Source organism: Aeromonas sp. MR7, from assembly GCF_963899385.1.
Classification (GTDB): Bacteria; Pseudomonadota; Gammaproteobacteria; order Enterobacterales; family Aeromonadaceae; genus Aeromonas; species Aeromonas bestiarum.
The window spans coordinates 483,537-506,146 of record NZ_CAWQXH010000011.1; the positions used below are offsets into that span (position 1 = coordinate 483,537).

Annotated in this window: 19 protein-coding genes; 9 read left to right on the forward strand and 10 right to left on the reverse strand. The window is 59.8% G+C overall.

Features of this window, described 5'->3' with window-relative positions; all coding sequences use genetic code 11:
* Positions 1-3: 3 nt before the first annotated feature.
* Complete coding sequence (gene cmoA / locus AACW87_RS07210) at positions 4-747, reverse strand: carboxy-S-adenosyl-L-methionine synthase CmoA (RefSeq protein ID WP_241324591.1); 744 nt, start codon at positions 745-747, stop codon at positions 4-6.
* A gap of 388 nt (positions 748-1,135) precedes the next feature.
* Positions 1,136-1,996, reverse strand: a complete 861-nt coding sequence (locus tag AACW87_RS07215; protein ID WP_241324592.1) for a DUF72 domain-containing protein — start codon at positions 1,994-1,996, stop codon at positions 1,136-1,138.
* A 432-nt stretch (positions 1,997-2,428) separates the two neighbouring features.
* Here AACW87_RS07215 and aspS point away from each other — a divergent pair, with 432 nt between their 5' ends.
* The 3 genes from aspS (at position 2,429) to AACW87_RS07230 (ending at position 6,932) form a co-directional block, all read left to right on the forward strand.
* Positions 2,429-4,195 carry an aspartate--tRNA ligase gene (aspS, locus tag AACW87_RS07220; RefSeq protein WP_241324593.1) on the forward strand — a complete coding sequence of 589 codons (1,767 nt, stop codon included), beginning with the start codon at positions 2,429-2,431 and terminating at the stop codon, positions 4,193-4,195.
* A gap of 92 nt (positions 4,196-4,287) precedes the next feature.
* Entirely contained in the window at positions 4,288-5,028 is a 741-nt protein-coding gene (locus AACW87_RS07225; RefSeq protein ID WP_241324594.1) for a YebC/PmpR family DNA-binding transcriptional regulator, read from the forward strand.
* A gap of 287 nt (positions 5,029-5,315) precedes the next feature.
* Positions 5,316-6,932: a phosphoethanolamine transferase gene (locus AACW87_RS07230; protein WP_241324595.1), complete on the forward strand. Its 1,617-nt coding sequence runs from the start codon at positions 5,316-5,318 to the stop codon at positions 6,930-6,932.
* Between the two features lie 196 nt (positions 6,933-7,128).
* On the opposite strand, the gene nagC is transcribed toward AACW87_RS07230, so the two are convergent.
* Genes nagC through nagB form a run of 3 tightly spaced genes read right to left on the reverse strand, consistent with a single transcriptional unit; the run spans position 7,129 to position 10,303 of the window.
* Positions 7,129-8,343: a DNA-binding transcriptional regulator NagC gene (gene nagC, locus AACW87_RS07235; protein ID WP_042872493.1), complete on the reverse strand. Its 1,215-nt coding sequence runs from the start codon at positions 8,341-8,343 to the stop codon at positions 7,129-7,131.
* Between the two features lie 4 nt (positions 8,344-8,347).
* Entirely contained in the window at positions 8,348-9,493 is a 1,146-nt protein-coding gene (gene nagA, locus AACW87_RS07240; RefSeq protein WP_098984506.1) for an N-acetylglucosamine-6-phosphate deacetylase, read from the reverse strand.
* Positions 9,494-9,502: 9 nt separating this feature from the next.
* Entirely contained in the window at positions 9,503-10,303 is an 801-nt protein-coding gene (gene nagB, locus AACW87_RS07245) for a glucosamine-6-phosphate deaminase (protein ID WP_042872490.1), read from the reverse strand.
* Positions 10,304-10,576: 273 nt separating this feature from the next.
* On the opposite strand from nagB, the gene nagE reads away from it, so the two are divergent.
* The 3 genes from nagE (at position 10,577) to glnS (ending at position 16,827) form a co-directional block, all read left to right on the forward strand.
* Positions 10,577-12,031, forward strand: coding sequence for an N-acetylglucosamine-specific PTS transporter subunit IIBC (gene nagE / locus AACW87_RS07250; protein WP_241324596.1), 1,455 nt, complete (start codon positions 10,577-10,579; stop codon positions 12,029-12,031).
* Positions 12,032-12,152: 121 nt separating this feature from the next.
* Positions 12,153-14,816 (forward strand): beta-N-acetylhexosaminidase, encoded by a 2,664-nt coding sequence (locus AACW87_RS07255; RefSeq protein WP_241324597.1) that lies wholly within the window; start codon positions 12,153-12,155, stop codon positions 14,814-14,816.
* 349 nt (positions 14,817-15,165) lie between these two features.
* Positions 15,166-16,827: a glutamine--tRNA ligase gene (gene glnS, locus AACW87_RS07260; RefSeq protein WP_043138570.1), complete on the forward strand. Its 1,662-nt coding sequence runs from the start codon at positions 15,166-15,168 to the stop codon at positions 16,825-16,827.
* 101 nt (positions 16,828-16,928) lie between these two features.
* Here the strand turns inward: glnS and fur are convergent, their stop codons facing one another.
* Positions 16,929-17,357: a ferric iron uptake transcriptional regulator gene (gene fur, locus AACW87_RS07265; protein ID WP_042036904.1), complete on the reverse strand. Its 429-nt coding sequence runs from the start codon at positions 17,355-17,357 to the stop codon at positions 16,929-16,931.
* A 244-nt stretch (positions 17,358-17,601) separates the two neighbouring features.
* Here fur and AACW87_RS07270 point away from each other — a divergent pair, with 244 nt between their 5' ends.
* Positions 17,602-18,075, forward strand: coding sequence for a DUF4442 domain-containing protein (locus tag AACW87_RS07270; protein ID WP_172955377.1), 474 nt, complete (start codon positions 17,602-17,604; stop codon positions 18,073-18,075).
* Positions 18,076-18,146: 71 nt separating this feature from the next.
* Here the strand turns inward: AACW87_RS07270 and fldA are convergent, their stop codons facing one another.
* Genes fldA through AACW87_RS07290 form a run of 4 tightly spaced genes read right to left on the reverse strand, consistent with a single transcriptional unit; the run spans position 18,147 to position 20,069 of the window.
* Positions 18,147-18,671 carry a flavodoxin FldA gene (gene fldA / locus AACW87_RS07275; RefSeq protein ID WP_017412672.1) on the reverse strand — a complete coding sequence of 175 codons (525 nt, stop codon included), beginning with the start codon at positions 18,669-18,671 and terminating at the stop codon, positions 18,147-18,149.
* A gap of 39 nt (positions 18,672-18,710) precedes the next feature.
* Complete coding sequence (gene ybfE / locus AACW87_RS07280; protein WP_005309699.1) at positions 18,711-19,007, reverse strand: LexA regulated protein; 297 nt, start codon at positions 19,005-19,007, stop codon at positions 18,711-18,713.
* A gap of 20 nt (positions 19,008-19,027) precedes the next feature.
* Positions 19,028-19,249 carry a DUF2788 domain-containing protein gene (locus AACW87_RS07285; protein WP_042036907.1) on the reverse strand — a complete coding sequence of 74 codons (222 nt, stop codon included), beginning with the start codon at positions 19,247-19,249 and terminating at the stop codon, positions 19,028-19,030.
* A 55-nt stretch (positions 19,250-19,304) separates the two neighbouring features.
* Positions 19,305-20,069: an alpha/beta fold hydrolase gene (locus tag AACW87_RS07290; protein ID WP_241325014.1), complete on the reverse strand. Its 765-nt coding sequence runs from the start codon at positions 20,067-20,069 to the stop codon at positions 19,305-19,307.
* Between the two features lie 289 nt (positions 20,070-20,358).
* Here AACW87_RS07290 and seqA point away from each other — a divergent pair, with 289 nt between their 5' ends.
* Both seqA and pgm read left to right on the forward strand, forming a co-directional pair.
* Positions 20,359-20,868 (forward strand): replication initiation negative regulator SeqA, encoded by a 510-nt coding sequence (gene seqA, locus AACW87_RS07295; protein WP_043138558.1) that lies wholly within the window; start codon positions 20,359-20,361, stop codon positions 20,866-20,868.
* A gap of 57 nt (positions 20,869-20,925) precedes the next feature.
* Positions 20,926-22,590: a phosphoglucomutase (alpha-D-glucose-1,6-bisphosphate-dependent) gene (pgm, locus tag AACW87_RS07300; protein ID WP_241324598.1), complete on the forward strand. Its 1,665-nt coding sequence runs from the start codon at positions 20,926-20,928 to the stop codon at positions 22,588-22,590.
* The last annotated feature ends 20 nt before the right edge of the window (positions 22,591-22,610 follow it).

Here is a 22,610-nt window from a genome sequence, read left to right on the forward strand (position 1 = left end):
GGCTTAGTTGGTGTCGCTGGATTTGATGGCAATCATGGAACCGAAGTTGAAGCACTGGAACCAGAGATCCTGGTGAACAAAACCGGCGTCCCGCAGGCGGGCTCTGTGTATCTCCAGGCTGTCGGTGCGCATCACGTTTTCGAGGGCGTTGCGCTTCTGACTTATCTCCAGCTCGCTGTAGCCATTGGCCCGCTTGAAATCCAGGTGCAGATCGATGAGCAGCTCGTTGACCGGCTCATCCTCGAAGCGGAACTTCTCGCTCAGGATCAGGATGCCGCCCGGACGCAGCCCATCAAAGATGCGCTGGATCAGGGTCATCCGCTTTTCGGGGTCCACGAACTGCAAGGTGAAGTTGAGCACCACCACGGAGGCGTTCTCGATTTCGACGTCGCAGATATCCGCTTCCACCAGCGCTACCGGCACCTCGGATTTGAAGCCGGAGAGGTGGGCGCGGGCGCGCTCGATCATGGGATGGGAGAGATCCACCGCCGTGATGGCGCAACCCGGCTGGGTCACGTGGCGACGCATGGCCTGGGTGGCGGCGCCCAGCGAACAGCCGAGGTCATAGAGCCGGCTCTCGGGCTGGGCGTAGCGGGCGGCCATCATGCCGATGGCGGAGATGATGTTGCTGTAACCCGGCACCGAGCGCTGGATCATGTCGGGGAAGACGTCGACGACCTGTTCGTCAAAGCAAAAGTCCCCCAATCGGGCGATGGGGGCGGCAAAAATCTGGTCTTTGGTATGCATGCTGGCGCAACCTGACAGCCGGTATATGAACCGACTGTTTTTTCAATTGAGTCGTTGGGTGACACCCTTCTGGGTTGTTTTATCACCGGTTTACGAACGGGGTGGCTGGCCGTGAGATCCTTCGGGCCGACCCTGTTCGCAATGGGCCATCATCCGGGCCCTTGATCCGGAGCCGCGTTGTCTGTTGCAACGAATTGCAGTGGTCAACGACAGGCCCCTTATTCGGAGCCATGTTGTTTGTTGCAATGAATTGCAGTGGTCAACGAAGGCCCCTTGCTTGGGGCGCTAGTGTAGAGGATTGATGGGCGTTTGTCTTGACGCCGAGCCCCGTCCAGCCACAAAAAAGCGGCTTTTTTTACGCATGCCCGATGGCCCATGAAATGGCTGACTAAAAGCGCAGCACGCCCTGGCGCGCGCGATCGTTTTCCCCCGGCCAGGGGGCCATCTCCTGCCCCAACAGGCGGGTTATCTGGCGGGCCAGCTCGGGTGACTGGGCATTGTCAGCGGTATGTATAAAGAGGTAGAGATCCTTGCCTTCCGCCAGCCACTGACGCCAGTGGGGCAACCAGCTGGGCAGGAAGGGGTGATTGGCGGCCGGATCCGGCAGACCGATGAGCCGCACCACGGGGGCGTTGGCGGTGGCCAGCAGATGTACCGGCAGTCTGGGCTTCTTGCCCTGGGCATCTATCATGGCTGCACTCTTTGCCGCGATACTGGCCGGCACAGAGAACAGCGGCCGGCTGTCGAGCATGATGCGGTTGATGCCTTTTCCCATCAGCATACGGTTCAGGCTGCGCTCCGCCTCGCCCTTGGCGAAGAAATCGGGGTGGCGCACCTCGAGGGCATAGCGAAACTGTGTCGGCAGCCGGTTGAAGAATTCAGCGAGACGGGGAAGGCCGCTCGGGCCGAAGCGGGCGGGCAGTTGCAGCTTGAGCAGCCCCAGCTTGTCGTGCAGCGGGGTGAGCAGCTGGATGAAGTCGGTCACCTGCTTGTCGGCGCTCACCAGATCGCTCTGATGGCTGATGGTCTGCGGAAACTTGAAGCTGAAGCGAAAGTGGGCGGGCACCGCATCGGCCCAGCGTAACACCGTTTCCGGGGTCGGCGAGGCGTAGAAGGTGGTGTTGCCTTCTACCGTGTTGAACACTCGGGCGTAGTGGGCGAGGTGCTCGGCGGGTTTGGCCCCCACGCCCAATAATTGACCGGGCCAGGCCGGGTGTGACCATTGTGGCAGGCCCAAAAAGAGGCTCATGGCGGATCCTGTCTGCGGGTTTATCTCGTTTTGCGCCCATTTTTTGCCTTGAGATGTAAAAAACAGGGCAAAGGGGGCTGCTGGCCATTTTACCCAAATGGGGGTTTTCCTCTATAATACCAGCCCTTTTGTTTGCCAATTTGTTGTGACTCACGCCGCTGTGCGCATATTGTGGCGACGGTAGCGGCCATGAATTGGCCAAACAACGACGCTTTCCGATGCCCTCTGACCGACTGCCCGGCCGCTTGCCAGCCGCCTCTGGTCGAGCCGATATCGGTGGCAGGTGTCCGATCCAGGGGATCGGACGGTATGAGACAGATTTCAAACCGGGTAAGAACAAGACTCTGGCCAGCTGTGAGACAGACGGTGCTTGCCAGTCGTGCCCGGCGACCCAGGTTCACCGTCTCTCTACAATTTCGAAGGAAGAAGTCCATGCGCTCTATCTATTGCGGACAGGTCAATGAGGCCCATGCTGGGCAGACCATTACATTGTGCGGTTGGGTCCATCGTCGTCGCGACCTCGGCGGTCTGATCTTTATCGACATGCGTGACCGGGAAGGGATCGTGCAGGTGTTCTTCGATCCGGACCAGCCGGACGCCTTCGCCCTGGCCTCCGAACTGCGCGGCGAGTTCTGCATTCAGGTTTCCGGTGTGGTACGTACCCGTCCTGACTCCCAGCGCAACAGCGACATGGCCACAGGCGCCATCGAAGTGTTCGCCCACGAGCTCACCATCATCAACCGCGCCGAGCCGCTGCCGCTGGACTTCAACCAGGTCAACAGCGAAGAGCAGCGCCTCAAGTTCCGTTATCTGGATCTGCGTCGCCCCGAGATGGCCAAGTACCTGAAGACCCGTGCCAAGGCCAGCGCCTTCGTGCGTCGCTTCATGGACGAGCACGGCTTCCTCGACATCGAAACCCCCATGCTGACCAAGGCCACTCCGGAAGGTGCCCGTGACTATCTGGTACCTAGCCGGGTGCACAAGGGCAAGTTCTACGCCCTGCCGCAATCTCCCCAGCTGTTCAAGCAGTTGCTGATGATGTCCGGCTTCGACCGTTACTACCAGATCGTCAAGTGCTTCCGTGACGAAGACCTGCGTGCCGACCGCCAGCCGGAATTCACCCAGATCGACGTGGAGACCTCCTTCATGACGGCGCCGCAAGTGCGTGAAATCATGGAAGAGATGATCCGCAAACTGTGGATGCACATCCTGAATGTGGATCTGGGCGACTTCCCGATCATGACCTTCGACGAGGCCATGCGCCGTTTCGGCTCCGACAAGCCGGACCTGCGTCTGCCGATGGAGCTGGTCGATGTGGCTGACCTGTTGACCTCAGTCGAGTTCGCCGTGTTCGCCGGCCCCGCCAACGACCCGAAAGGCCGTGTGGCGGCCCTGAAAGTGCCGGGCGGCGCCGAGCTGTCCCGCAAGCAGATCGACGAGTACACCAAGTTTGTCGGCATCTACGGTGCCAAGGGTCTGGCCTGGATGAAGGTCAACGAAGCGGCCAACGGTATTGAAGGCGTACAGTCTCCGGTTGCCAAGTTCCTGTCTGACGAGATAGTGCGCGAGATCCTGGCCCGTACCGGCGCAGCCGACGGCGACATCATCTTCTTCGGCGCCGACAGCAAGAAAGTGGTCTGCGATGCCATGGGCGCTCTGCGTCTGAAAGTGGGCCGCGATCTGGGTCTGATGGAAAACAGCTGGAAGCCGCTGTGGGTCATCGACTTCCCCATGTTCGAGGAAGACAGCGAAGGCGGCCTGGCGGCCATGCACCACCCCTTCACTGCGCCGAGCAACCTGGGCCCGAGCGAGCTGAAAGCCAACCCGCTCAGCGCCTATGCCAACGCCTACGACATGGTCATCAACGGCTACGAAGTGGGTGGCGGTTCTGTGCGTATCCACAACAGCGAGATGCAGGCCACCGTCTTCGACATCCTCGGCATCACCCCGGCCGAGCAGCGTCTGAAGTTCGGCTTCCTGCTGGACGCGCTGAAATACGGTACCCCGCCGCACGCCGGTCTGGCCTTCGGCCTGGATCGCCTCAGCATGCTGCTGACCGGTACCGATAACATCCGGGACGTGATTGCCTTCCCGAAAACCACGGCGGCCGCCTGTCTGATGACAGACGCCCCCAGCTTTGCCAACCAGGCGCAGATGAGCGAACTGGCGATTGCGACGACCGTCAAGGGTGATGAATAAGCCGGCATCCGGCACAGTCCCGGCCGCGCCCGGCGCGGCCTACCCGGTCACTTTGTGTTATTGAAATCTAAAAAATATAACGGAGAGTCTCTATGGCAGGTCACAGTAAGTGGGCCAACATCAAACACCGCAAGGCAGCTCAGGATGCCAAGCGCGGCAAGATCTTCACCAAGCTGATCCGTGAAATCACCACCTCGGCTCGTATCGGCGATCCGGATCCCGCCAACAACCCACGCCTGCGTGCGGCGGTGGCGGCTGCCCTGACCGGCAACATGACCCGCGACACCATCAACCGCGCCATCGCACGTGGGGCCGGTGGTGGTGACGGCGAGCAGCTCGAGACCATAGTCTACGAAGGCTACGGCCCGGCTGGCTCCGCCGTCATGGTGGAGTGCCTGACCGACAACCGCAACCGTACCGTGGCGGAAGTGCGTCACGCCTTCAGCAAGTGCGGCGGCAACCTGGGCACCGACGGCTCGGTCGCCTACCTGTTCAGCAAGAAAGGGCTGCTGACCTTCGTCGGTGTCGATGAAGATGCCCTGATGGATGCGGCCCTGGAAGCGGGCGCCGATGACGTGGTGACCGAGCAAGATGGTTCCATCGAGGTGTACACCACCCCGAACGACTTCGGGACCGTGCTGGATGCGCTGGAAGCCGCCGGCTTCAAGGCCGAGAGCGCCGAAGTGACCATGATCCCTTCCACCGAAGCCGAGCTGGATGCGGAAACCGCCCCTAAGCTGATGCGCCTCATCGACATGCTGGAAGATCTGGACGACGTGCAGGAGGTGTACCACAACGGCTCCATCTCCGACGAAGTTGCCGCGACCCTGTAATCCGGTCCGTGAACACTCAGGTGGCGACGCTCTGTTCGCCCCCGCTAAAACGGCAGCTTCGGCTGCCGTTTTTCTTATGATGAGCTGGCACCTGAAGATCGTGCCGACCATGGCATTGCCCGCCTTAATTTTCCCTTAAGTTTGACGACTTAAGCTGCCTGCCGTGTCCGGGCGCCCCAGCCCCTTGCCGCGCTTGCCCTCAGGAAGAGGTGCGCGGCAAGCGAGCACTCACAACGGGTGCCCCCATGCAGGGGCCCCAGTCCTGCCTGGTTTGTCGGAGTATCGTTATGCGCATCACCCTGGGAGTGATGAAGGTGAATCTGTTGCTGGTGCTGCTGTTTGCACTGGTGTTCAACTGGCCCATCTTCCTGCACTTTTACCACATTCTCACCCAGCTGGAGCACGTCAAGGCGGGCTTTGCCCTCTCTATCCCCCTGGTGCTGCTGGCCGCGCTCAATGCGGTGTTTCTGCCCTTTACCTTCCGCTATCTGCTCAAGCCCTTCTTCGTGCTGCTGATCCTGATGGGCTCTGTGGTCAGCTACGCCATGCTCAAGTACGGCGTCATCTTTGACGTGAGCATGGTGCAGAACATAGTCGAGACCAACAGCGGGGAGGCGACGGCTTACCTCAATGGCTCGGTCGCGCTCTGGTTCCTGCTGACCGGCCTGCTGCCGGCGCTGGCCTTGCTGTGGGTGAAAATAACCTATCCCAGCCCCTGGTATAAGGGACTGGGGTTGCGCCTTGGCTCCATCACCCTGTCGCTGCTGTTTCTGGTGGGGGTGGCCGCCCTCTATTACCAGGATTACGCCTCGGTCGGGCGCAACAACAAGTCCCTCGGCAAGGAGATAGTGCCCGCCAACTATGTGCACGGTCTCTATCGCTATGCCACCGACATCCTGTTTGCCACCCCCATCCCGTACCAGCCGCTGGGAACGGATGCCAAAGTGGTGGGGCAGGGCGGCAAGCCGACCCTGATGTTCCTGGTGGTGGGGGAGACGGCCCGCAGCCAGAACTACTCCCTCAACGGCTACGGGAAGCAGACCAACAGCTTCACCGCGCAGGAGGCGGGCATGGTCTCGTTTCGCAACGTGCGCTCCTGCGGCACCGCCACGGCTGTCTCCGTGCCCTGCATGTTCTCCAATCTCACGCGCCGGGAATATGACGACACCCTGGCCCAGTCGCGGGATGGCATGCTGGATGTGCTGCAACACGCCGGCATCTCCGTGCTGTGGAAGGAGAACGACGGCGGCTGCAAGGGGGTGTGCAAGAACGTGCCCACCATAGACATTGAGGCCAAGGCGTTCCCGCAGTATTGCCAGAGAGGCTCCTGCTACGACGAGGTGATGCTGGAGGGGCTGGATCAGCAGATAGCGCAGATGAAGGGCAACAAGCTGGTGGCTTTTCACCTGATGGGCAGCCACGGCCCGACCTACTATCGGCGCTACCCCGCCTCCGAGCGATTCTTCGTGCCGGACTGCCCGCGCAGCGACATCGAAAACTGCACCAATGAAGAGCTGGTCAACAGCTATGACAACACCATACGTTACACCGACAAGGTGGTGGCACAGCTGATCGACAAGCTCAAGACGCTGCAGAACGACTACAACGTGGGGCTGGTCTATCTCTCCGATCACGGCGAGTCCCTCGGTGCCATGGGGCTCTACCTGCACGGCACCCCCTACAAGTTCGCGCCGGACGATCAGACCCGGGTGCCGCTGCTGACCTGGCTCTCCCCCCAGTTGCAGGCGGATCGGCGGCTGAACATGGATTGCCTGCAGCAGGAGGCGGCCAGCCAGCGCTTCTCCCACGACAACCTGTTCCACTCAATGCTGGGGATCATGGATGTGCAGACCCGCGTTTATGACGGGGCCTTGGATCTGTTCAAACCGTGCCGGGCGGGGTGAATGAGCAAGCAAGGTTGAGTGCACGCGACAAGCTGTTGCCCTGCACCATGCTGGGGATCATGGATAGCAGACCCGCGTCTATGATGGCGCGTTGGATCTGTTCAAACCGTGCCGGGCGGGCTAACCCGGCGAACAGCACACAATAAAAAAACGGCAGCCAGTGGCTGCCGTTTTTTTATCTCGCAAGGCCAGCGCCTTACTTCTGCTCCATGATGATCTGCAACAGATCACCCTCCAGCAGGGCCCGCTTCACCAGGGCGAAGCCGCCTATGGTGGGCTGGTTCTGGAAGCGCGCCTTCACTATGGGCAGACCACGGTGGAAGCTCGGCAGAGACTGGTGCTCGACACAGCGGCGGATGGCCGGGAAGAGGATCTCTTCGGCGGCGGTGATTTCACCGGCGATCAGCACCTTCTGCGGGTTGAACAGGTTGACCGTGATGGCCACCGCCCGTCCCAGATGCTCACCCACGTTCTCGATCACGCTGCGGGCCAGTTCATCGCCGGCCATGGCGGCCTTACACACCTCCTGGATGGTGATGTGCTTCTCCTGCAGCGAGCTGAGGTGGCCGCGGCTGATGAGTTCCTTCACCTTGTCGACGATGGCCTCGTTGGAGGCGATGGTCTCCAGACAGCCGAAGTTGCCGCAGTGGCAGCGCTTGCCGAGCGGTTCGACCTGGATGTGGCCGATCTCGCCGACGTTGCGGTTCTGACCTAGGAATACCTTGCCCTTGGTGATGATGCCGGAGCCGGCCCCCTGGTGCACGCTCACCAGGATGGAGTCCATGCAGTCGCGGGATTCACCGAAGAAGTGCTCGGCCAGCGCCAGGGAGCGGGTGTCGTTGCCCACGTAGCAGGGCAGGTTGAAGTGGTTCTCCAGCAGCTTGGCCAGCGCCAGATTGCGGATCTGGTACTTGGGGGTATAGATGACCATGCCCGATTCCGGATTGACCAGACCCGGCATGGTCAGCGCTATGCTGATCAGGTTGCGGCTGCGCTCCTGCTGGGCGTCGATGAAGGCACCAATTTCGCGCAGCAGCATGTCGACCACGGGCTGCTGGTCGATCTCGGTCACCTGGGTGATGTGCTGATCGAGCTCCTTGCCGTCGAGATCGTACAGGCTCAGCTGCAGATAGCCGCGGCCGAGCTTGGCGGACACAAACTGAAAGCGATGCTTGATGGTGGTCAGGGAGATGGCGCGCCGCCCGCCGGTAGAGGCTTGCGGTGAGGTCTCCTTGATCAGGCCATGTTCGATCAGTTGCCGGGTTATTTTGGTCACGCTGGCCGGGGCCAGCTGACTCAACTCGGCAATTTTGACCCGCGAGATGGGGCCTTGCAGGTCGATGAGCCGATATACGGCCGCACTGTTGACCTGCTTGATAAGATCTACGTTTGCTATTTGTCCGCCAGTCATAGTGTCACTGTGTTGTGTAGTGTCCGTTAACCACGGTCCCGCAGACCGTGAAGGCCTGATCAAAGACAGTCAGGTTGGCTATTTTTCCGACCTGGATACTACCGAGACGTGAGTCCCATCCAATGGCGCGAGCGGGATATAGGGTGGCCATTCTCAGTGCTTCATCGAGCGGTAATCCGACCTGTTTGACCAGATTTTCCACCCCTTCAATCATGGTGAGGGCAGAACCGCCGAGTGTACCATTCTCGTCGACGCACTGACCATCGCGGAAATAGACGGTTGCGCCACAAAAATCAAACTTCTCAAAGCCTTCCGGCGCACCGGCTGCGGCGGTGGCGTCGGTGACCAGCACCAGCCGATCCCCCAGCATCTTGTGGGCCAGCCGCACGTTGGCCCAGTGCACGTGATGCCCATCGACGATGACGCCGGCATAGACATCCTTGCGATCGTAGATGGCGCCCACTACGCCCGGCTCGCGGCCGTTCACGGTCGGGGTCATGGCGTTGTAGAGGTGGGTGGCAAAGCGGATGCCGTTGTCAAAGCCGGCCATGGCCTGATCGTAGTTGGCGGCGGTATGGCCGGCAGAGACCAGGATGCCCGCTTCCACCAGCTGGCGGATGTGCTCCGGCTTGTTGCGCTCCGGCGCCAGGGTGATCTTGGCGATGGCGTCGCTGTTGGCACAGAAGAAGTCGATCATCTCGTCGGCGGGCTGGCGGATCTGCTCGGCCGGGTGAATGCCCTTGCGCTTGAGGTTGGTGTAGGGCCCCTCCAGATGCACGCCCAGCACTTCGTTGGGGTGGGCGGCCATGTAGTCGCGGGTCACGGCGACGGCCTGCTTCATGTCCGCATCCGGGCTGGTGATCAGGGTCGGCAGGAAGCTGGTGGTACCGGATTTCAGGTTGGCGGCCTGCATGGTCGCCAGAGTCTGGGTGGTGATGTGGCCGTTGAACATGACGCCGCCGCAGCCGTTGAGCTGCACGTCGATGAAGCCGGCGCAGAGGTTGGCGCCGTGCAGATCATGTTGTTCTATGCCGGCGGGCAGTTCGGCCCGGCGGGAGATGGCGACAATCTTGTCGCCCTCGATCACCACCCCGTAACCGGTCAGCACACAGCTGCCGGTGTAGAGGGTGCAGTTGGTCAATGCGTACATGGTGGCTCCTTACAGACGGCCGATGTTGGCGGCTTCCAGCTGCTGGAAGTAACGCACCGTCTTGACCTTGAGCTCCATGGTGGAGGGCTCGTCGCACACCATCATTCCCTTCGGATGCAGTTGCAGGGTGGAGATGGTCCACATGTGGTTGACGCTGCCTTCCACTGCGGCTTGCAGGGCCTGGGCCTTGCCGTGGCCGGTCACCAGGATCATGATCTCTTCGGCGTCCATCAGGGTGCCGACACCCACGGTCAGCGCCAGCTTGGGCACCTGCTCCATGTCGCCGCCGAAGAAGCGGGAGTTGGCGATGCGGGTGTCTTCTGTCAGGGTCTTGACCCGGGTACGGGAGGAGAGGGAAGAGGCCGGTTCGTTGAACGCTATGTGGCCGTCATTGCCGACGCCGCCCATGAAGAGGTTGATCTTGCCGTAGGACTTGATCTTCTCCTCGTAGCGCTTGCACTCGGCCACCAGATCCGGGGCGTTGCCGTTGAGGATGTTGATGTTCTCGGGGCGGATGTCGATGTGACAGAAGAAGTTGTTGTGCATGAAGCTGTGGTAGCTCTCGGGGTGATCTTCCGGCAGGCCGACGTATTCGTCCATGTTGAAGCTGACCACGTGCTCGAAGCTCACCTCGCCCGCTTTATGCAGCTCGATCAGGCGCTTGTAGGTGTTGAGCGGGGTGCCGCCGGTGGGCAGGCCCAGTACGAAGGGGCGATCGGCAGTGGGTTTGAACGCATTGATACGGTCAACGATGTAACGGGCAGACCACAGGCCCACTTGGCTGGCAGATTTCAACGGGATCAGGCGCATTGTAGATACCTCTGTACGGGTTGCTGCCGGGGTGTCGGCGGCAAATAGGCTGAGACGGATTCAAGTTGTTTTATAGCGTAAATAAAGATTGCGAACTAAGCCACATGTATCCGCTACCTTTATCTCGTTTGGGTGATAATGATCACGAATATACGTTTATTAATTTGCGCAGCGAAATAAAAGCCCTAGACTGCCAAACAAGCCTTGATGGCTTATGCGTCAAACGTGATAAGCACTTAATTTCTAGAAAAACATTAACTAAGGAGAGGAACCGTGAACATTCTCGGTTATTTGCAAAAGATCGGCCGTGCCCTGATGGTGCCGGTAGCGGTATTGCCTGCCGCCGCGATCCTGATGGGGGTTGGCTACTGGATTGATCCGAACGGTTGGGGTGGTGACAGCGCGCTGGCTGCCTTCCTGATCAAGGCGGGTGCCGCCATTATCGACAAGATGGCCATACTGTTTGCTGTCGGTGTCGCCTATGGCATGTCCAAGGATAAAGACGGTTCCGCCGCGCTGGCCGGTCTGGTCGGCTACCTGGTGGTGACCACACTGCTGAGCCCGGGCGCCGTGTCGCAAATCCAGCAGATCCCGCTGGATCAAGTGCCTGCCGCATTCGGCAAGATTGAGAACCAGTTCATCGGTATCTTGACCGGTGTGATCGCCGCCGAGCTTTACAACCGCTTCAGCAGCGTCGAACTGCACAAGGCGCTGGCCTTCTTCTCTGGCCGTCGTCTGGTGCCGATCGTGACCTCAGTGGTGATGATAGTCGTCGCCTTCATCCTGATGGCCGTCTGGCCGGTTATCTATGGTGGCCTGGTCTCCTTCGGTGAATCCATCGTCAACCTGGGCTCTACCGGTGCCGGTATCTACGCCTTCTTCAACCGTCTGCTGATCCCCGTGGGTCTGCACCACGCCCTGAACTCAGTGTTCTGGTTCGACGTGGCCGGCATCAACGACATCCCGAACTTCCTGGGTGGCCAATCCTCCATCGACGCCGGTAAAGCGGTTGTGGGTGTCACTGGTATGTACCAGGCTGGCTTCTTCCCCATCATGATGTTCGGTCTGCCGGGCGCCGCGCTGGCCATCTACCACTCCGCCAAGAAAGAGAACAAGGACAAGGTTGCATCCATCATGATCGCCGCCGCCTTCGCCGCCTTCTTCACCGGTGTGACCGAGCCGCTCGAATTCTCCTTCATGTTCGTGGCACCCGTGCTCTATGTCATCCACGCCGTGTTGACCGGTATCTCCGTGTTCATCGCCGCCAGCATGCAGTGGATTGCCGGTTTCGGCTTCAGTGCCGGTCTGGTGGATATGGTGCTCTCCAGCCGCAACCCGCTGGCGACTCACTGGTACATGCTGCTGGCACAGGGTCTGGTGTTCTTCGGCCTCTACTACGTCATATTCCGTGCCGTCATCGTCAAGTTCAACCTGAAAACCCCGGGTCGTGAAGATGACGAAGCCGTACCGGTACAGGCTCAGACCACAGACCGCACCGAACTGGCTCGCCAGTATCTGGAAGTACTGGGTGGTCAAGAGAACCTGGTCACCATAGATGCCTGCATCACCCGTCTGCGTCTGACCCTGAAAGACCGCAGCATAGTGGATGAGCGCAAGCTGAAAGCCCTGGGCGCGGCCGGTGTGGTCAAGCTCGGTGAACAGAACCTGCAGGTGATTCTGGGCCCCTTGGCCGAAATCATCGCCGGTGAGATGAAGGCCCTGCGTTAATCGGGCGCCAAGCTCGCCTCAAGTCTAAGTCCATTGTTGACATAACTAGGGCCCCGCCTCGGGGCCCAATATAAAAAAAGCCAAGAAATTCCAACCTTTACTTCAAATGAGAGCAGCAGTTATGAACTTGAAACATTCTCTGTTAGCCATTGCCATGTCTACCGTTTTCGTCAGCCAGGTACAGGCAGCCGATGCCGCCAAGCAAGCCGTGGTCGATTCCCTCGCCAGCAACCTCGTCGTCAAGTACGAAGTCGTCACCAACGACGGTGCCGGCGCCGGCCTCGATTGCCAGGCACTGGGTTCCGAGTGGGCGAGCTGTGGCGTTGCCAAGCTGCACCTGACCAATACAGGTGCTGACGTGACTTCCAAGGACTGGAGCATCTATGTCTCCTCCATCCGTCGCATCCAGCGTGTCGACAACGACCAGTTCACCATCACCCATCTGACCGGCGACCTCTATCGTTTGACGCCAACCGAGCAGTTTAAGGGCTTTGCCAAGGACGCCACGGTCGAAGTGCCGTTGGTGGTGGAATACTGGGTACTGTTCGAATCTGACATCATGCCGAACTGGTATGTCGCCAGCGAAGGTGCCGAGCCGAAAGTGCTGGCCAGTATGAGCAACATCGACGACGCCAGCACCTACGAGAAGCCGATGCCGGCCGACGGCTGGAAGCGCACCAAGGATGACAACAACATCCTGATGAACAGCGAAACCCGTTTCGCCGCCAACCTGACCAGCAGCCTGCTGCCGGCCAGCAAGATCGATGACCAGATACTGCCGACCCCGCTCAAGCAAGTCATCAAGGCGGGCCCGCAGGTTGACTTCTCCGCCATCAAGCTCAATGCGCTGGATCTGCCGAGCGATCGCGCCGACGCCCTGAAGGCTCAACTGACCAAGCTGGGTGTTACCCTCTCCGACACCGGCTATCCAGTGACCGTCAAGCTCGGCAGCAAGCTCAAGCAGGCCGAAGGTTATGACATGACCGTAGGCCCGAAAGGCACTGTGATCCAGGGTCATGACATCGAAGGCGCCTTCTGGGGCGCGCAGTCCCTGATCTCCCTCTTGGGGGTCAACGACAAGCTGGTCAGCCAGATGAGCGTCGAGGATGCGCCGCGCTTTGAATACCGCGGCATGCAGACCGACGTGGCCCGCCACTTCAGAAGCCCGGAAACCTTGCACAAGCTGATCGACCAGATGTCGGCCATGAAGCTCAACAAGTTGCACCTGGGACTGACCAACGATGAAGGCTGGCGTCTGGAGATCCCGGGGCTGCCGGAGCTGACCGACGTGGGCAGCCAGCGTTGTCATGATATCTCCGAGACCAAATGCCTGATGCCGCAGCTGGGTTCCGGCCCGACCAGCGACAACCAGGGCTCCGGTTTCTACAGCAAGTCCGACTACATCGACCTGGTGCGTTATGCCAAGGCCCGTGGCGTGACCGTGATCCCCGAGATCAACATGCCGGCCCACGCTCGTGCCGCCGTGGTCTCCATGGAGGCGCGCTACCAGCGTCTGATGGCCGAGGGCAAAGAAGCGGAAGCCAACCAGTTCCGTCTGACCGACCCGGCGGATACCTCCAACGTCACCTCGGTGCAGTTCTACGACAAGATGTCTTTCATCAACCCTTGCCAGCCGGGTGCTGCCACCTTCGTGAGCAAGGTGATGGATGAAGTGGCCCAGATGCACCAGGCCGCCGGCCAGCCGCTGACTGCCTGGCACTACGGTGGTGATGAGGCGAAGAACATCATGCAGGGCGGTGGCTATCAGGATCCGGCCGTCACCAAAAAAGAAGAGCTGGTCGCCTGGAAGGGCAACGTCGACTCCAGCAAGCAGGACAAGCCGTTCGGCAAGTCGCCGGTCTGCCAGAAGATGATCGACGATGGCAAGATCAAGGACGTGGCCGAGCTGCCGGTCTATTTCGCCAAGGAAGTGAGCGAGCTGGCCAAGAGCCGTGGCTTCTCCACCCTGCAGGCATGGGAAGATGGCCTCAAGTACGCCAATAGCGCCAAGGATTTTGCCACCGACAAGACAGTGGTCAACTTCTGGGAAACCCTTTACTGGGGTGGCTTCAACGAGGCGATGAAGTGGGCGCACAAGGGCTATGACGTCGTGCTCTCCAACCCGGATTACCTCTACTTCGACTTCCCGAACGAGGTGCACCCGGCCGAGCGCGGCTACTACTGGGCAACCCGCGTCAACGACACCCGCAAGGTGTTCGCCTTCGCCCCGGAAAACCTGCCGCAGAACGCCGAGACCTCGGTTGACCGCGACGGCAACGCCTTCGTGGCCAAGGGTGACCAGGATCCGGTCAAGTTCCGCGGGATCTCCGGTCAGCAGTGGAGTGAAACCGTGCGTACCGATGCTCAATACGAGTACATGGTCTACCCGCGCATCTTCTCCATGGCCGAGCGTGCCTGGCACAAGGGCGGCTTCGAGCTGAACTATGTGAAGGGTCGCGAGTTCTCCGGCGAGACCAAGCATGTCAACAAGGCCACCCTGAACAAGGAGTGGAACCAGTTCGCCAACCTGCTGGGTCAGCGCATCCTGCCGAAACTGGATGTCCAGGGCGTCGAGTATCGTCTCTCGGTGCCGGGCGCCAAGGTCATCGACGGCAAGCTGGAAGCGAACGTGGATCTGCCGGGTCTGCCCATCCAGTACAGCCTGGACGGCAAGAGCTGGAGCGCCTACGACGCCGCGGCCAAGCCGAGCGTGACCGGCAAGGTCTACCTGCGTACCACCAGCTTCGATGGCAAGCGCACCAGCCGCGTCACCGAGCTGAACTGATAGCCCTCAATCCATAACGCAAGGTGGGTCGCAAGACCCGCCTTTCCCAAGCCCGATAACACATCGGTCTTGGGAAAGGTTGACTGTGCGTGTGAGCCTTTGTTGTGTGTGTGTATTGTCTGTTTTTGTTTTTTCATCACCTTGAACCCCGCCCAGTGCGGGGTCTTTTTTTATCCGTCATGACATTCAGCCTGCGGGCGCGTGCCATTTTGGCCTGCCCGCGCCCCGAATTGGGTAAATTCAGGTTGAGACAGGGCGCGTAATGAGGGATCATAACCGGCTTGACGGCGGGGGTATGAGGGTGCCAGCCGGCACAACTTCCGCCAGTGACGCATTTTTGAGGTGAGCCATGAGTCAGGCGAACAGCCCAACTAACTTTATTCGTCAGATCATTGATGAAGATCTGGCCAGCGGTAAGCACAAGAGCGTGCATACCCGTTTTCCGCCCGAGCCGAACGGTTATCTCCATATCGGCCACGCCAAGTCCATCTGCCTGAACTTCGGCATCGCCCGTGACTATCAGGGCCAGTGCAACCTGCGTTTCGATGACACCAACCCGGTGAAAGAAGACATCGAATACGTGGAGTCCATCAAGCAGGACGTGCAGTGGCTCGGCTTCCAGTGGAACGGCGAGATCTGCTACTCCTCCGACTATTTCGACAAGCTGCACGGCTACGCCATCGAGCTTATCGAAAAGGGTCTGGCCTATGTGGACGAGCTGTCTGCCGAGCAGATGCGCGAATACCGCGGCACCCTGACCGAAGCCGGCAAGAACAGCCCGTTCCGTGATCGCAGTGTGGAAGAGAACCTGGCGCTGTTTGCCAAGATGAAGAACGGCGAGTTCGCCGAAGGCAGCGCCTGCCTGCGCGCCAAGATCGACATGGCGTCCCCCTTCATGGTGATGCGCGATCCGGTCATCTATCGCATCAAGTTTGCCCACCACCACCAGACAGGTGACAAGTGGTGCATCTACCCGATGTATGACTTCACTCACTGCATCTCGGACGCGCTGGAAGGGATCACCCACTCCATCTGTACCCTGGAATTCCAGGACAACCGTCGTCTGTATGACTGGGTGCTGGACAACATCACCATCGACTGCCACCCACGTCAGTACGAGTTCTCTCGTCTGAACCTCGAATACACCGTCATGTCCAAGCGCAAGCTGAACCTGCTGGTGACCGAGAAGCACGTGGATGGCTGGGACGATCCGCGTATGCTGACCGTTTCCGGTCTGCGTCGTCGTGGCTACACCTCTGCCTCCATCCGCGAGTTCTGCAAGCGCATCGGCGTGACCAAGCAGGACAACATAGTCGAGATGAGCATGCTGGAAGCCTGCATCCGTGACGATCTCAACGAGAATGCACCGCGCGCCATGGCCGTGCTGCATCCGGTGAAGGTGGTCATCGAGAACCTGGCGGCCGACGAGGTGCTGACTGCACCGGCGCACCCGAACAACGCCGAGATGGGCACCCGCGAGTTGAACTTTACCCGCGAGATCTTCATCGATGAAGCGGACTTCAAAGAAGAAGCGAACAAGCAGTTCAAGCGGCTGGTGCTGGGCAAGGAAGTGCGCCTGCGCAACGCCTATGTGATCAAGGCCGAGCGGGTCGAGAAGGATGCGGATGGCAAGGTGACTTGCATCTACTGCTCCTACGATCCCGAGACTCTGGGCAAGGATCCGGCCGATGGCCGCAAGGTGAAGGGCGTGATCCACTGGGTCTCCGCCACTCACTCCCTGCCGGCCGAGATCCGTCTCTATGACCGTCTGTTCAAGATGCCGAACCCGGGTGCCGAGGCTGACTTCGAGGCGGCGCTCAACCCGGACTCCCTGGTGATCATCGAAGGCGCCCGCGTGGAAGCCTCCCTGCAGAACGCCAAGCCGGAGTTTGCCTACCAGTTCGAGCGTGAAGGCTACTTCTGCGCCGACAACAAGCTCTCCAGCGCCGAGCACCTGGTGTTCAACCGCACCGTGGCCCTGCGTGACGTCTGGGGCAAGGCCGAGGCCTGACAAGCAGAGGGCAGGGGAGACCCTGCTCCTCTTGTCCGGATTGCGGACACAAAAAAAGCCAGCGCTATGCTGGCTTTTTTATTGACCGGTGCAAGCCGTTATCAATCGTCGTGCTTGCAGTCGCCGTTGGCGCAGTGGCCGTACAGATAGAGGCTGTGATTGGTCAGGCGAATGTTGTGCAGCTTGGCGATGTCGCGCTGACGCTGCTCGATCACCTCGTCGGAGAACTCGATCACCTTGCCACAATCGAGGCAGACCAGGTGGTCGTGGTGTTCCTGGGTGGCCAGCTCGAACACCGACTTGCCCCCTTCGAAGTGGTGACGGGTAACAATACCGGCATCATCAAACTGGTTGAGAACGCGATATACGGTAGCGAGACCAATCTCTTCACCCTGGTCGATCAGTCGTTTGTACAGATCTTCCGCACTGGTGTGCTGGCAATCCGGCTGTTGCAGGATTTCCAGGATTTTGACGCGGGGCAAGGTGATCTTGAGCCCGGCCTTTTTTAACGCTTGGTTGTTGTCTGCCATATTCTACTTATTCGCATTCTCGAAGGTGTGGTTATTCTGATTGACTGCCGCTGGAATGGCAACCACGAACTCGCTTGGCCTGTCATTATAGGTCGTAGCTTACCTAAAAATAAACCCAGTAATTCAAGGGCTTTAGCGCAAAGTCCGCTATCTGGCCGAATTGGTGAAATCGCGGCACCGGCTTGCTCGCCCGTCGAATGTTGATAAGATGTAACCTTCTTCATTGTCTGGTCGGATGAGATCCATGGATTGGCTTTTTGACAACGCGGCCTGGGTGCGCCGCGCCCTCAACGCCTGGCCCCCCTTCTGGGGCGCCGGCATCAAGATAGAGGCGCTGAGCGATGATTTTCGCTACTGCCGGGTGACGCTCAAGTCCCGCTGGTGGAACAAGAACGCCAACCGTACCCAGTTTGGCGGCAGCATGTTTGCGATGACGGACCCCATTTATCCGCTGATGCTGATGGGCTATTTCAAGAACCGCTATTACGTCTGGGACAAGGCGGGCAGCATCAACTACATCAAGCCGGGCAAGGGCAAGCTGGTGGCCGAATTCAACCTGACCGACGGCAAGCTGGCCGAGATAGCGGCGGCGACCGAGGGGGGCAACAAGCATTTCCCCGAGTTCGAGGTGACGGTGCAGGACAAGGGGGGCGAGCTGGTGGCCCAGGTCAAACGCACCCTCTATGTGCGCGCCAAACCCGAACACAGGGGCGGCTAGCAAGAGCATGTCGCAGAAACAACAAGGGCCCCGATGGGGCCCTTGTTGTCAGAGGTGGCTGGCTTGCCGGATCACTCCAGCTCGGCCAGGCACATCTCTTCATGCAGCTGCTTGCACCAGCCCTTGACGCGCTCGGCGGTCAGCTCCGGCTGGCGATCTTCGTCGATACCCAGACCGACGAAGTGCTTGTCATCCACCACAGCCTTGGAGGCTTCAAATTCGTAACCGGCGGTTGGCCAGTTGCCGATGATGATGGCGCCTTTGGCTTCGACTATGTCACGCAGTGTGCCCATGGCGTCGAGGAAGTACTCGGCATAGTCTTCCTGATCGCCGCATCCGAAGATGGCGACCAGCTTGTTGGTGAAGTCGATCTCTTCCAGCTCGGGGAAAAAGTCATCCCAATCGGCTTGGGCTTCGCCGTAGTACCAAGTCGGGATACCGAACATCAGCAGATCGAAGCTGTCGATGTCGGCCTTGCTGCTCTTGGCAATGTCACGGACTTCAATCAGTTGTTTGCCCAGTTCTTTCTGGATCATCTTGGCGACAGCTTCGGTATTACCGGTATCGCTGCCGAAAAACAGACCTACACTAGCCATAGTGTTTAGTTACCCGTATCTGGTGTTAATGCTTAACGGTCAGATTGCGATGCCTGCTGCGAAAGCAGACTCAATCTGTTGCTTCAGGATAGATTGGATCAGCTCGGCTCGGCTGACGTTCTGTTGTAACGCAAGTTGGTTCAGGCGCTCCAGCAACTCGGCCTCCACCTTTAACTCAACCCGTTTCAGGCCATTCTCTCGATCGCGCTTAAGCTGGTTGCGCTTGTTGATCTTGAGCTGGGTCTCACGGGGGAGTGGATTGGTCTTTGGCCTGCCGGGGCGCTTCTCATTTGCGAACAGATCCAGTGTTGTTCGATCAGTTTGCTGTTTGGCCATACATCACAGATGAAAATAAGTTAGCCGATCCCTGAGCCTTCCCAGCCCAATTCGATCAGCCCCTTGGCGACAAAACCCGCGCAACCGAGAAAGAGAACCAACCAGACGATGAGTCGGCCGAAACGGGGCACATTACCGCGTTTGAGCACGTCGTGAATGGCCAGGCCAATCAATATGAAAATGGCCAGAAAGAACAACTTCAGGCCCAGACTCTCGATAAGATCGATATGTTCACTCAGCATGGATTGCGCACACTCCTTATGACGGGCGCACTATATCACAAAGGATTTGAAACTGTTAACCGCCTGTCGACAGGAAATCCACAACCAATTTGTTGAACAAAACCGGCTTTTCGGCGTGCAGCCAGTGGCCGGTTCCGGCGATGACCCGCGCCCTTGCCGCCGGGAATTGCGCCATCACAGTCTCGGTATGCTGAGGCTGTATGTAGTCGGAATCCCCCCCCTTGATGAAGAGCGCGGGCCCCTCGAAGCGGCTCTGGTCGTCGGGCCAGCCCATGATGTTGGCGTAGTTGCGCTCCAGCGCCGGCACGTTGAAGCGCCAGCCCCAACCCGACTCACCCTTGGCGAAAGACTTGAGCAGGAACTGGCGCACGCCGGGGATCTCGACGTATTGGGCCAGCAGGGCTTCCGCCTCGCTGCGGCTCTGCACCGGCTGGCGCAGGGTGGCGTTGAGACCGGCAAACACATTCTGATGGCGGGCATGGGGATAGGCGACCGGCGCTATGTCGGCCACCACCAGCTTGCCGATCCGGGCGGGGGCCTGCTTGGCCAGCTGCATGGCGACCTTGCCGCCCATGGAGTGACCGACCAGGGATACCTGATCCAGCGCCAGGGCATCGAGCAGGGCGAGCACGTCGGCGGCCTGCTGGGGATAGCTCATCTCGTCGCTGTGGAAGGAGGCGCCATGGTTGCGCAGATCCACGCTGATGACGCGATAGTGCTCGCCGAGTGCGCGGGCCAGCAGCCCCAGGTTGTCCAGGCTGCCGAACAGACCGTGGATCAGCACGACGGCCGGGCCCTGGCCCTGTTCCTTGAAGTTCAATAATGAGTTTTGTTGCAAAATGACACCTTGCCGGTCGTGGGCTTTTTCGCCTGTTTTTTAACACACTGAAAGAAAAAGGATTTCATTCCCTGGGAGGCATTTTTTTGTGGTTTTTTTTCAAAAAAATGGCCCCGTATGCGCTATCAGTGCGGAGGATCACACACTTGGCCCGCCATTATGCCGTATTCTCGATGAGATTCATGCACATCTGCCAGCCCTTGGCTTGGGCTGCCGGGTTTGCCTATGTATAATCGCCGCATCCGAATTTCGACGAGTCCAGCGCATCCCTATGAAAACCATCGAGCTTGATGACGATCTCTACTTCTATATCGCCAGCCAGACCCGGCACATTGGTGAGAGTGCCTCCGATATCCTGCGCCGTCTGCTGGAACACCCCACGCACATCGCAGTGCCGCCGGCCGAGCCGGTCGCCATTGCCCAGCCGCGCGTCGTCGCCGACCCCATAGGGCTGCAGGCCCTGCTCGACTCGGGTGAGCTGCAAAAAGAAGAGAAGTCCATCAACCGCTTCATGCAGGTGCTCAGTACCCTCTACCGGGATGACCCGGTCGGGTTTACCCAGGCCACCGAAATCAAGGGGCGCAAGCGCGTCTATTTCTCGCAGGATCCCGAGGCACTGCGTGCCAGCGGCAGCACCACCAAGCCCAAGCCGGTGCCGGAGACCCCGTTCTGGGTGATCACCAATACCAATACCAGTCGCAAGCAGAACATGGTGGCCCAGCTGATGGCCAGCATGGGCTATGGCGAAGAGGTGATCGCGCAGGTGTGCAGCGCAATTTAACGCTTCATCAGACTCAGGCCTTGCCGGGCAAGGCCGCCATCAAGCAAGGACAACGCCATGGCACAGCATTCCCACGCCGGTCAGCCGGCCCGTTTAAGTGACCTGACCAACATTCCCCGTCTGGTCAGCGCCTACTACCTCAACAAGCCGGACATGAGCCGCCCCGAGCAGCGGGTAGCCTTCGGCACCTCCGGCCACCGTGGCAGCGCCCTGCACAACGCCTTCACCGAATCCCACATCCTGGCGGTGACCCAGGCGCTGGTGGAATATCGCCAGCAGGCCGGCATCCAGGGCCCGCTGTTTGTCGGCATGGACACCCACGCCCTGTCCGAATCCGCCTTTGCCAGCGCCGTGGAAGTACTGGCCGCCAACGGGGTCGAGACGCGCATTCAGGCAGGACTCGGCTTCACGCCGACCCCGGTCATCTCTCATGCCATCCTGCGCTACAACGCTGGCAAGGAAGGGGCTGGCAAGCCTGCGGCGCTGGCGGACGGCGTGGTGATCACCCCGTCCCACAACCCGCCGGAAGATGGTGGCTTCAAGTACAACCCGCCCCACGGCGGCCCCGCGGAAGGGGAGATCACCAAGTGGGTGGAAGACCGCGCCAACGCCATTCTGGAAGCCGGCCTGGCCGGGGTGAAACGGATGCCGTTTGCAGAGGCGCTCAAGAGCCCGTTCGTGGTTGAGCACGACTATGTCACCCCTTATGTGGATGACCTGAAAAATGTGCTGGATCTGGACGCCATCAAGAAAGCGGGTATCAAGATAGGTGTGGATCCGCTGGGTGGCTCAGGTGTCGCCTACTGGGACGTGATCGCGAAGACCTACGGCCTGAACATAGAGGTGGTCAACTACAAGGTAGATCCCACCTTCTCCTTCATGACCCTGGACAAGGACGGCAAGATCCGGATGGACTGCTCCAGTCCGTTCGCCATGGCGAGCCTGATCGCGCTCAAAGACAAGTTCGACATCGCCCTTGGCAACGACCCTGACTACGACCGTCACGGCATCGTCACCAAGGCGGGGCTGATGAACCCGAACCACTATCTGGCGGTGGCGATCCAGTATCTGTTTACCCACAGAACCGGCTGGTCGAAAGAGTCTGCGGTCGGCAAGACGCTGGTCTCTTCCTCCATGATCGACCGGGTCGCCGGCGAGATTGGCCGCACCCTGAAAGAGGTGCCGGTCGGCTTCAAGTGGTTCGTGGATGGTCTCTACAGCGGCGAGTTCGGCTTTGGCGGCGAAGAGAGCGCCGGCGCCTCTTTCCTGCGCAAGGATGGCACCGTCTGGACCACCGACAAGGATGGTTTCATTCTGGCGCTGCTGGCCGCCGAGATCCTGGCCGTTACCGGCAAGGATCCCCAGGCCCACTACGATGCGCTGGAAGCCAAGTTCGGTCGCTCCAGCTATCGCCGCATCGACGCCCCGGCCAACAGTGCCCAGAAAGCCGTGCTCTCCAAGCTGGATCCGGCGCTGGTTGAAGCCTCTACCCTGGCCGGTGAGCCCATCATCGCCAAGCTGACCAAGGCGCCGGGCAACGACGCTGCCATCGGCGGTCTCAAGGTGGTGACCGAGAACGGCTGGTTTGCGGCGCGCCCCTCCGGCACAGAGTCCATCTACAAGATCTACATGGAGAGCTTCAAGGGCGAGGCGCACCTGGACCTCATACAGCAGGAAGCCCAGCAGATTGTCTCCGCTGCGCTGGCTAAAGCGGGCGTCTGAGTCAGCATCAAGCCACTGAA